Origin of the sequence: Pseudomonas sp. PICF6, from assembly GCF_009831705.1 — a bacterium.
Lineage (GTDB): Bacteria > Pseudomonadota > Gammaproteobacteria > Pseudomonadales > Pseudomonadaceae > Aquipseudomonas > Aquipseudomonas rhizophila.
The window spans coordinates 166,810-176,400 of sequence record NZ_WUUD01000026.1 but is presented as its reverse complement, the minus strand read 5'-3'; the positions used below and the strand labels follow the sequence as shown (position 1 = coordinate 176,400).

8 protein-coding genes and 1 pseudogene are annotated in these 9,591 nt (G+C 61.1%); 4 read left to right on the top strand and 5 right to left on the bottom strand.

The features are described from left to right. The 3 genes from GSM73_RS27480 to GSM73_RS17325 all read left to right on the top strand — a co-directional run. On the top strand, positions 1 to 1,251 hold a 1,251-nt coding region (locus GSM73_RS27480), incomplete at its 5' end, for an FUSC family protein (protein ID WP_256676942.1). After that, entirely contained in the window at positions 1,241 to 1,441 is a 201-nt protein-coding gene (locus GSM73_RS17330) for a DUF1656 domain-containing protein (RefSeq protein ID WP_024617598.1), read from the top strand. The genes GSM73_RS27480 and GSM73_RS17330, both read left to right, overlap by 11 nt. Before the next feature lie 10 nt (positions 1,442 to 1,451). Further along, a complete protein-coding gene (locus GSM73_RS17325) occupies positions 1,452 to 2,327 on the top strand; it encodes an HlyD family secretion protein (protein WP_047228832.1) in 876 nt (291 codons plus the stop codon). 118 nt (positions 2,328 to 2,445) lie between these two features. On the opposite strand, the gene GSM73_RS17320 is transcribed toward GSM73_RS17325, so the two are convergent. Both GSM73_RS17320 and GSM73_RS17315 read right to left on the bottom strand, forming a co-directional pair. Further along, a complete protein-coding gene (locus GSM73_RS17320) occupies positions 2,446 to 3,270 on the bottom strand; it encodes an SDR family oxidoreductase (RefSeq protein WP_047228833.1) in 825 nt (274 codons plus the stop codon). 31 nt (positions 3,271 to 3,301) lie between these two features. Beyond that, positions 3,302 to 3,766: a hypothetical protein gene (locus tag GSM73_RS17315; protein ID WP_047228834.1), complete on the bottom strand. Its 465-nt coding sequence runs from the start codon at positions 3,764 to 3,766 to the stop codon at positions 3,302 to 3,304. Positions 3,767 to 3,939: 173 nt separating this feature from the next. Between GSM73_RS17315 and GSM73_RS17310 the strand changes: the two genes are divergently transcribed. Further along, complete coding sequence (locus GSM73_RS17310; protein ID WP_160893338.1) at positions 3,940 to 6,657, top strand: RHS repeat domain-containing protein; 2,718 nt, start codon at positions 3,940 to 3,942, stop codon at positions 6,655 to 6,657. Between the two features lie 73 nt (positions 6,658 to 6,730). Here GSM73_RS17310 and GSM73_RS17305 read toward each other — a convergent pair whose 3' ends face one another. From GSM73_RS17305 to GSM73_RS27475, 3 genes and pseudogenes are all read right to left on the bottom strand, one after another. Continuing rightward, positions 6,731 to 8,182, bottom strand: coding sequence for a mannose-1-phosphate guanylyltransferase/mannose-6-phosphate isomerase (locus tag GSM73_RS17305; protein ID WP_047228836.1), 1,452 nt, complete (start codon positions 8,180 to 8,182; stop codon positions 6,731 to 6,733). A 149-nt stretch (positions 8,183 to 8,331) separates the two neighbouring features. Beyond that, positions 8,332 to 9,000: an alginate O-acetyltransferase AlgF gene (locus GSM73_RS17300; RefSeq protein ID WP_047228837.1), complete on the bottom strand. Its 669-nt coding sequence runs from the start codon at positions 8,998 to 9,000 to the stop codon at positions 8,332 to 8,334. Positions 9,001 to 9,014: 14 nt separating this feature from the next. Next, positions 9,015 to 9,591: pseudogene (locus tag GSM73_RS27475) on the bottom strand (alginate O-acetyltransferase); the annotation flags it as partial.

Genomic DNA, 9,591 nt, shown 5'->3' with positions numbered 1-9,591 from the left:
GCGGAGCTGGCAACCTATAAAGCCGATTTGCCGGCACAGGTCCGCAGGCTGCGTGGGGTGTTCGAAGAAACAGATCCGAGCGAGGCAGAACGGCTGGACTTTCACACCGCTTACGAGCTGCTGTATCGCTTCGTCGATGACTTGCACGGCTACGCCCAGACCCATGCGTCGCTGGCTGATCATCGCCACGAACGCGAGCAATGGGACCAACCTTTCATGCCGCAGACCAACGGTCTGGCGGCTGCGGCGTCGGGGTTTCGGGCAGCGTTCATCCTGCTGGTGCTGGGCAGCTATTGGGTCGCCACGGCCTGGCCGAGCGGTGCGACCATGACGATGATTGCCGCCGCCACGGTGGGCTTGTCGGCCGCCACGCCCAACCCCAAACGCATGGCGTTCCAGATGGCGTGTGGCACGCTGCTCGGGGCCTTGATCGGTTTCGTCGAGATGTTTTTCATCTTCCCGCTGATCGATGGCTTCCCCTTGCTCTGCGTGATGTTGGCGCCGGTGATCATGTTGGGCTCATTCCTCAGCTCGCGACCGCAATACGCCGGGGTCGGGTTGGGGTTGTTGATCTTCTTCTGCACAGGCTCGGTGCCCGACAACCTGACGGTCTACAACCCCTACACCTTCATCAACGATTACCTCGCGATGATCCTTGGCATGCTGGTATGTGCCGCTGCCGGGGCAATCATTCTGCCGCCCAACAGTCGCTGGTTGTGGCGCCGGCTCGAACAAGACCTGCGCGAGCAGGTGGTGTTTGCCATCAGCGGCCGGCTCAAGGGCCTGGCCTCGGGCTTTGAAAGTCGCACCCGGGACTTGCTGCATCAGGCTTATGGACTGGCGGCGGGGCAACCTGGGGTGCAGCGGGATCTGTTGCGCTGGATGTTTGTGGTCCTGGAAGTCGGCCACGCGATTATCGAATTGCGCAAGGAACAGGCGATCTTGCCCGTGCATCCGGCCTATGCCCCAAGCCAGCCCTGGCGCCAGGCGATCCGCGTGATGGGGCGGGCGTTGGTGCGGCTGTTTCGTCAGCCCGGCCAGAGCAATCTGGAGCGCGCCCTGCTGGCGGTCGACCATGCCATCAGCCGCGTACAGGCAAGTGACGAACCCTTCGCCCCGCATTTCGACACCTCAGCCCTGCGCCGGGTGAAAAGCTACCTGCATTTCATCCGCACCTCGCTGTTGGACCCGCAATCGCCATTGGCGGCCTACGCCAGGCCGCTGCCCCAGGAACCCGAACATGCCTCGTGAAATCGCCTTCCATGGCGTGTACATGCCCACCATGACCTTGATGTTTTTCATCGCCGCCGCCCTGGCCTGGGCCCTGGATCGTTTTCTGTCGGGGTTGGACCTGTACCGCTTCTTCTGGCACCCGGCGCTGCTGCGCCTGAGTCTGTTTACCTGCCTGTTTGGCGCGCTGGCGCTGACGGTCTACCGTTGAGATCAATGCGATGAAAAAGTTTTTCAGCCTGCTTGCGACGCTGTTGGTGCTGGCCCTTGCCCTGTGGATCGGCCGGGTGTTGTGGGTGCACTACATGAACACTCCGTGGACCCGTGATGGTCGGGTGCGCGCCGACATCATCAACGTCGCCGCCGACGTCAGTGGTGAGGTGGTCGAGGTACCGGTGCGTGATAACCAGTTGGTAAAAAAGGGCGACCTGCTGATGCGCATCGACCCCGAGCATTACCGCATTGCGGTGAAACAGGCTCGCTCTTTGGTGGCCTCGCGCAAGGCGACCTGGGAAATGCGCAAGGTCAACGCGCATCGGCGTGCCGACCTGGACAGCCTGGTGATCTCCCGGGAAAACCGTGACGACGCCAGTAACATTGCCGACTCGGCCCTGGCCGATTACCAGCACGCCCAGGCGCAACTGGAGGCCGCCGAACTGAATCTGGCCCGTACCCAGGTCCGCGCGGCGGTGGACGGTTATGTCACCAACCTCAACGTGCATCGGGGCGACTATGCGCGCATCGGCGAGGCGAAAATGGCCGTGGTGGACATGAATTCGTTCTGGGTCTACGGCTTCTTCGAAGAAACCAAGCTGCCCAAGGTGCGGGTCGGTGATTCGGCGCAGTTGCAGTTGATGAGCGGCGAGGTGCTCAAGGGGCATGTGGAAAGCATCTCGCGGGGCATCTACGACCGTGACAACCCCGCAAGCCGCGAGTTGATCGCCGATGTGAACCCGACCTTCAACTGGGTTCGCCTGGCGCAGCGGGTGCCGGTGCGGATCCATATCGACGAAGTGCCGGACGGCGTGCTGCTGGCGGCGGGGATGACCTGTACGGTGGTGGTCGATCCCAAACCGAGCGCTGACGCCCACGGATAATTGTGGGCGCGAGCCTGCTCGCGATAGCGGTGTTTCAGTGGGCAGAGAGGTTGGTTGTGCCGCCGCTATCGCGAGCAGGCTCGCTCCCACAGGGTTTCATGCGTGTTTACCCTGTATTTTACAGCGCCCCACCCAACCCGAACCGCTTCATCAAGCCTTTTTCCAGCAACCCTTTGGGCAGCAAACCGGCCATCAACGGCAACGCCCGGCTGCCATTGCCCAAGCGCAGCAGGCGCGGGGGCCTGGGTTGCTGCACGGCCTTGAGCAGTCCTGCGGCAAAATCGCTGGCCGGGGTCGGGTTGTCCTGGGACGCCTTGGCGCGGCTGCGGATGCCGTCGCGCAGAGGCCACCAGGGTGACTGTTCGCTGATCAGTTGCTCGGCTTCATGGCCGGCATTTTTGGCGAAGCTGGAGGCAATGGCGCCGGGCTGGACTTCCATCACGCGGATGCCGAACGGTGCCAGTTCCATGCGCAGCGCATCGCTCAAGGCATGCACCGCCGCCTTCGAGGCGCAATAGGCGCCGGCAAATGGCGTCACCAGCACGCCGGAAACGCTGCCGATGTTCACCACCAATCCCTTGGCCCGGCGCAGCACCGGGAACAGTGCGCGGGTCACTCCGACGACCGCGAACACGTTGGTTTCGAACTGGCGCTGCATGGCCGGCACACCACCGTCCAACAAGGGACCCATGGCGCCGTAGCCGGCATTGTTGATCAGCACATCGAGACCGCCGTGTTGTTGGTTGATGCGTTCGCTCAACTGTTCCAAGGCCGGGCCATCATTGACGTCCAGTTGTATGGCGGTAAACCCGGCAGCACTGAGCAGCGCCACGTCCTCATCCTTGCGTGCACTGGCCCATACTTGATAGCCGGCGGCCTTGAAGGCATCGGCGAGGGCGCGGCCGATGCCGCTGGAACATCCGGTAATCAACGCAACGGGCATAGCCATTCCTTATGCAAACAGTGAGAGGGGATCAGTTGGAGAAGCTGCCTTGCAATCGTTCGGCGCGAAACTCCAGGGTTTGTGGGCGGTAGCCGGGACGCAGTGGCGGCAGGGGCAGGCAATCCTGCCAGTCCGCGCCGGGCTGCAACTCGCCTGGGCCTCTGTAACGAGGTGCGGTGTACTGATTGTCGGCCAGGTTGATGGTGTCGCCGGGTGCATACGCCGCGATTCGCCAGCGCAGTTCGATCAGCGGTACATCGTTGCCATTGGTCATGTTCAGCAACAGCGGACGGTCGGCCGGGCAGCGTTCGGGGGCGTAAGTGACGCGCAGATCCAGGCGCGCCAGTTGCCGGGTTTCGCGGCTGTCCTCCCAGAGTACCCACGCGGCCACCAGTCCCAGCCCGACGAACGCCGCCAGGGACACCGGCAACGCCTTGGCCGGATAGCGCAGCAGCAGGATGAGCCAGGTGATGACCAGCAAGACGCCGATAAGCATGGGTGAAGCCTCCGTTACCGTCACGCCATCCTACCGGAGGGGGCGGGCCGTGGGTATTCATCCGTCTCGGGCCGTCGGTCGCCGCTGTCATATCTGACAGTAGGCAAGGGTTGTCTGCCCTTGTTAGATGCCGTTTACGACGCTGCGGTGCTACGACCAAGAGGTCTGATTAGATGGGCATGGATCAGAGAACCCCGAGGCTGATGGCCTTTGACCCAAGGAATTTACCGGTTCGTTCGGTCGACTATTGGCGCAACATCGAGAACGGGCCCACGCAAGAGCGCGTCACTCGCAGCCTTTTCGATGCCGCCGGTCGTTTGGCAAAACAGTGGGATCCTCGATTGTGGCGCTTGCAACCAGACGATCAGTCGGCGCCGGCCAACCTTACGACGGTTTATTCGCTGTCCGCTGCCGCGCTGCGTACCGATAGCGTCGATGCGGGCAGGCAGATCGATCTGCCTGGGCTCGCCGGCGAGGGTTTGCGGGCGTGGGACGGTCGGGGCACGCATCGCGAGGTGGGCTACGACGACCTGCTCCGTCCCGTGGTGGTGCTCGAACAAGGCGCCGGGCAACTGCGTCGGTGCATGGAGCGGTTGAAGTACGGTTCCCCGGGCCGGGGCGATCGCGACCATAACCAGTACGGGCAGTTGATCCGTCACGATGACCCGGCGGGTAGCGTGCTGCTGGAGTCGTTTTCCCTCACCGCGCAAAACCTTGTCCAGAACCGTCGCTTCATCCTTGATGCCGTCACTCCCGACTGGCCGGAGCCGGAAGCCGAGCGCGAAACACTGCTCGAGCCCGGCGAGGGAGCCCGGTCAACCTGGTGCCTTGGCCCCCAGGGCGACGTGCTGGAGCAAATGGATGCCCTGGGCCATCGACAACGCAAGAGACTGACCCGCGATGGCCGGTTGCATGAAAATCACTTGTTATTAAACGGGCAGGACACATGGCAGCCGCTGGTCAGGGATATCCGTTACAGCGCCGAGGGGCAAATAGAGCAAGAAACGGCCGGTAACGGCGTGCAGACCACACTTAGCTACAGTCCCGATGATGGCCGGCTGATGGAACGCCACGCCAGGTGCGCTGATCAGGTGCTGCAAGACCTGTTCTACACCTATGACCCCATGGGTAACGTGCTGAGTATCGAGGACAAGGCCCTGCCGGTGCGCTACTTCGCCAATCAGCGTATCAACCCGATCAGTCGTTTTATCTACGACAGTCTCTACCAATTGCTTGAAGCCAGCGGCTGGGAGGCGGGCGCTGCCAATCAGGGACCGGAGTCCGTTGGTCGCGTCGACCCGGCGGCGGTGAGCAACTACCGGCAGACCTATCGCTACGACGAAAGCGGCAACCTGCTGGAGCTGACCCATGTCGGCGCTCAGAATCATGGCCGCCAGTTGCAAGCGGCCCGCTACAGCAATCGTTGTTTGCCGTACCGCAACGGCGTGCCCCCAACGGAAGATGAAATCTGCGCCGCGTTCGATGCGCGGGGCAATTGTCTGGAACAGGACGAGGGGCGTTTCCTGGCTTGGGATCTGCGCAACCAGTTGAGTTCGGTCACCCCCATCGAACGCGCCTCAAGGCTTAACGACGGTGAGATTTATGTTTACGACGGCAGCGGTCTGCGCGTTCGCAAATTGCGCACTCTGCAAGCCGGTGCCCGGACGCTGACCGCCGAGGTGCGTTATTTGCCTGGGCTGGAACTGCGTGCCGACAGCGGCACTGGGGAGTCTCTCCAGGTCATCATCGTCCAGGGTGGGCTCAACAGTGTGCGGGTATTGCATTGGGAAAGCCCATCACCTGCGGGGGCCAATGACCTCTATCGATACAGTTTTACCGACCAATTGGGTTCGACCAGTCTGGAGCTTGCCCAGGACGGGAGAATCATCAGCCGCGAGCACTTCTATCCTTTCGGCGAGACCGCGTACCTGGCCGGGGAAGATGTGATCGAGGTCAGTTACAAGACGGTTCGTTACTCGGGCAAGGAGCGGGATGCAACAGGGTTCTATTACTACGGCTATCGGTACTACATGCCCGGTCTGCAGCGCTGGCTGAATCCAGACCCTGCGGGAGATATCGATGGGCTGAATCTGTACGCGATGGTGAGCAATAACCCGCTGACTTTTCGGGACGCCGACGGGCTCAACAAGACTGGCAAGTACGAAATAGAAGTGGGCGTAAAAAACCGACTGAAGCTCACAGCGGCAGCGCTTACGAGCAGGGTTGGCGTGTTCAAGGAAGCCACAGGAAAGTTCAGCGATGTGAATGACTTCAAAGTGGTGGAGGTCGGTGCATTCAATGACTATCTGGTGGGAGGGGATGAGGTCAAACAGAATCTACAACGCTACAAGCAACGCTATAAAGCCCTCTCCAGCGAAACATCGAGTTCGAAGGTCGTTGGGCAACCTTCAAACTTCGGTCTGGGGGCAAGCATTTCCAGTTACATGTTGCGCAGTGCCAATGATGTATTCGTGGACGAGCCGATCGATCCGGACGCGTTGAACAGGCACCCTGATTTCGTCGTTGAGCGGCGCTTTTTCGCGGTCATGAAAAAATCCGACAAGTTGAAACCACCTGAAGAGCGACAGATTTATGGTCTGGCCGAATTGAACGCGTTTACAACGAAGGGAAAAACCGAAGTGGATGTTGTGCAAGTGGTCGTCCACCCTGAAACCCAGGATGGCGGGACCTTGAAGAAAGAGGCGTTGGCGCAGGCCACCTCAGTGGCGCGACTGCCGATCCTGAAGGGGGTGGGTACATTCTTGACGGTGCATGCAATCAAGGCCATTTCGAAGGGCGCGGACATCAGAAAAATCAGAACGGACGCGGTCAATCCGCGCTCGGCCAGGATTGCCGAAAAGTTTGATGCCAAGCGAGTGGTCAATCAATAAAAAAGCCCCCACCCAACCCACTGCGGATAGGGGACGCAGTGGGCTGGACGGGGGCTTCTTGTTCTGCTGATCGTTATTGGGCGATGGTTTTCACCGACACGCCGCGTTCGACCGGGGTGGAGCGACCGTAGATGTCTTCGAAGCGTTCGATATCGTCTTCGCCCAGGTAGCTGCCGGACTGCACTTCGATGATTTCCAGCGGGATCTTGCCCGGGTTGCGCAGGCGATGAACCGAGGCGATCGGGATGTAGGTCGACTGGTTTTCGCAGAGCAGGAACACGTTCTCGTCGCAGGTCACTTCAGCGGTGCCGCTGACCACGATCCAATGTTCGGCGCGGTGGTGGTGCATCTGCAGCGACAGGCATGCGCCCGGCTTGACCGAGATGTGCTTGACCTGGAAACGACCGCCCATGTCCACCGAGTCATAGGAACCCCATGGACGATAGACCTCGCAGTGGTTCTGGGTTTCGGTGCGGCCCTGGGCGTTGAGGGTGTTGACCATTTGCTTGACGCCTTGGACCTTGTCCTTGTGGGCGATCATCATGGCGTCCTTGGTTTCGACCACCACGATGTTGTCCAGGCCGATCACCGACACCAGCTTGCCATTGCCGTGGATCATGCAGTTGCGGCTGTCCTGGACGACGACGTCGCCCTTGGTGACGTTGCCGTTGGCATCCTTGGCGTTGACTTCCCACAGCGACGACCAGCAGCCGACATCGCTCCAGCCGGCCGACAGTGGCACCACGCAGGCGCGCTGGGTCTTTTCCATCACCGCGTAGTCGATGGAGTTGTCCGGGCAGCAGGCGAAAGTGGCTTCGTCAAAGGTGATGGTATCGGCCGTCTGTTCGCTGCGCTCCAGGGTCAGCAGGCAGGTGTCGTAGATGTCCGGATCGTGTTTTTTCAGCTCTTCGAGGAAACGGCTGGCGCGGAACAGGAACATGCCGCTGTTCCAGAAGTAACCACCGGCTTCGACGAACTCGGTAGCGCGCTTGACGTCGGGTTTTTCGACGAAGTGCGAAACGCGGCTCACCCCTTCAGGCAGCAGGGCGTCGTTGGTCGACTTGATGTAGCCATAACCGGTTTCCGGTTTGGTGGCCGGTACGCCGAACAGCACCATTTCGCCACGCTCGGCGGCCACGGTGGCCAGGGCCAACGCACGTTGCAGGGCCTTCTGGTCTTCCAGCACGTGGTCGGCCGGCAGGACCAGCATCAGCTCGTCGCGGCCTTCATTGACCAGCATCATCGCCGTCAGGGCCACGGCCGGCGCGGTGTTGCGCCCGAACGGTTCCATCAGGATGCGCTGGGCTTCCAGCTTGCGGTTGGTCAACTGCTCGTTGACGATGAACCGGTGGTCTTTGTTGCAGACCACGATCGGGGTGTCCATGCCTTCGAACACCAGGCGCTCGAGGGTCTGCTGGAACAGGGTATGTTCGCCGGTCAGGGCCAGGAACTGTTTAGGGAATTGCTTGCGCGAAAGCGGCCAAAGACGTGAGCCGCTACCACCTGACAAGATCACCGGAATCATGTTTGTTACTCCTACAAATCGAAATGGTTTTTAGAGCTACTGCGTTCTGTCGTTTCACTCTCTTGTTGTTGTTCCTGCGGCAGTGGCAAGTCTTGAGCTTCAAGCTGCAAGCAAGCTTGCCGCTTGAAGCTGGAAACTTGCCGCTGCTCTTATCGGGTCGACACCGGGCGTTTTACCCACACTGGCGACAGGCTGCTGCCGGAGCCGGTGACGTACAGCACGGCCGCTTCGCCGCGTTCCAGGGCCACGGGCTTGAGGTCGCCGACTTTCTTGTCGCCGTCGAACAGCGCCAGGCTCACTTTCACCGGGTTGATTTCACGCTCGCCACGGCTCTTGGCCGCTACGGTCTTGACCACTTCGGTCTTGCCGTCGGCGGTCTTGAGGGTCAGCGGCTTGTCGCTAAGGTTCTGCACGCGAACCAGGGATTTCTGCTTGTTCTTGAATGGCGGTTCTTCGATCAACTGAGGCTGGCCGCTGGCGTTGTTGACCAGGGTGTAATAGTGATCGGGAGCCAGTTTTACCGGGACGGTCTGGCTGCCGACCTTGGCACTGTAGTCGCCGCCAGGCATGAAGCTGAAGTCGGTGCTGGCCAGTGGTGCTACGTCGCTCAGGTTGGTGCTGCCGACGGTTGCGCTGACTTCGGCGTTGCTGGCGTTGTAGATCCGCACGAAGCTCGACCCTTTTGGCGCAACCGGGCCATACAGGGCCGAGTCACCTCCGGCAAAGGCGGACAGTGAAAGGGCGCTCATGCTGGCAACCAGGGCAACGGCCTTGAGGGAGCGAGCGGCGAGACGGCGAGGAGTTGTAGTGAAAGTCATGGTGGACCTCTCTTTCAGTTTTGCGCCCGGTCGGGCGTCTCGGATGGGGTGTTGGCGGCTACGTTCTGTTGGCGTGCGCCGGCTTGCTTGAGTTCTGCGACCCACTGCGGGTCGGCGTCACCGATTTCGTTGTTCACAGGCAGATAACGTTCAGGAAACTCCCAGATCAGCACCTGGGGCGGGCTGTTCTTGAAGGCGTCGCTCTTGAGGTAGCTGAGCATCGGCAGAATCGGGCCATGGCCGTCTTCGGCGTAGTTCACGACGTCGCTGTTCAGGGCCTGCTTGAGGGCACCGACGAAGTTCCAGGTGGGGTTGGCGCTGTAGCTGGTGCCGATCAGCGCCACGGGCACCTGGGCATCGGCAAACAGCGCGTCGCCTTCGGCCGGCTGATCGTCGGCTTCACGGGTGGTGCGCTTGACCAGCGGCTCCTGGGCTGGCATCAGGTTTTCGAACAGCGGGTCCAGGGGCAGGAACTGACGCAGGTCGCCCTTGTGGATGATTTTTTCCGCTGGCGTTGTCACGAAACGTTGTGGTTCGCCGTTGAGTGGGGTGCGCTCGGCAATCGTCTTCGCCAGCTTCTCGGCGGCGACC